Source organism: Polynucleobacter sp. 35-46-11, assembly GCF_002281105.1.
In genome coordinates this window covers 1-1,007 of the sequence record NZ_NCFJ01000760.1, presented here as the reverse complement: position 1 = coordinate 1,007, position 1,007 = coordinate 1, and the positions used below count along the sequence as shown (strand labels likewise).

Sequence of the window (1,007 nt, the reverse complement as noted above, 5' to 3'; positions counted from 1 at the left end):
CACCCATGATTGTGTCCTTATTCGATCTAGCGCCCTTTTTGGGTCTCTCAGCATTCTAGCAATTCTTAGCAATATATGACTTGTATGACTTAAGGGGGGAAACCGAATAATGTCTGGCAAGATTTTTCAAGCTAATGAATAATCTACACATGAATACAAAACCAAAAGTTCTCGCATTTGATGTGTTTGGCACAGTTGTTGATTGGCATGGGTCAATCGCTCATGAAATCAGGCGATTAAACCTACCCGCTGATCCAGAGGCTTTTGCGACTGCCTGGAGAAAGGGTTATCGACCCGCCATGGCGAGAGTTCGCTCTGGAGAGCTGCCTTGGACGAAAATTGATGATTTGCATCGCATGATTCTGAATGATGTGCTCAAGCAATTTGAGATCACCACCCTAGCCGAGCCTGAAATCCGTCACCTCAATTTGATTTGGCATCGCCTAACTCCTTGGCCAGAAGTCGTTGAAGGGCTAAAGAAGCTGAAATCACAATTCACCTTAGTAACTCTGTCCAATGGAAATCTAGGTTTACTGGCCAATATGGCCAAGAATGCTGGTCTACCTTGGGACCTCATTCTTTCTGCGGAAGTGTTTCGACACTACAAACCCGACCCAGAGACTTATCTTGGGGTAGCACAGACCTTCGATATTTCGCCTGAAGAGGTAATGCTAGTTGCCTCGCACAAAGATGATCTCGCCAGTGCCCATACTTGTGGGCTGCAAACTGCTTTTATTGAAAGGCCTTTGGAATTCGGTAAAGGCCATATTCGAGATGACCTCCATCTAGAAAGCTTTACCAACTACCACGCAAAAGATTTTCTAGACCTTGCGCAGCAATTGGGCTGTTAACTTAATTCTACTTAGACGTATTCAGCTACTTCTACTAAATTCTGGTCTGGGTCACGCAAATACACGGAACGAATCGGTCCTAGCGCACCCCTTCTCGGTACAGGGCCCACATCAATCGGCACACCCTGTTTTGAAAGATGGGCAATGAAGTCATCT

Annotated in this window: 1 protein-coding gene and 1 pseudogene; one reads left to right on the top strand and one right to left on the bottom strand. The window is 45.7% G+C overall.

Annotated features, from left to right (window positions below; genetic code table 11):
* The first annotated feature begins 149 nt into the window (after nt 1-149).
* Entirely contained in the window at nt 150-851 is a 702-nt protein-coding gene (locus B7Y67_RS19380) for a haloacid dehalogenase type II (protein ID WP_293600029.1), read from the top strand.
* Nucleotides 852-862: 11 nt separating this feature from the next.
* Here B7Y67_RS19380 and B7Y67_RS19375 read toward each other — a convergent pair.
* Nucleotides 863-1,007 (bottom strand): annotated as a pseudogene (locus tag B7Y67_RS19375) (VOC family protein); the annotation flags it as partial.

Coding starts and splice junctions, on each gene's coding strand:
- B7Y67_RS19380 (WP_293600029.1), top strand. CDS start 150: ATGAATACAAAACCAAAAGTTCTCGCATTTGATGTGTTTGGCACAGTT.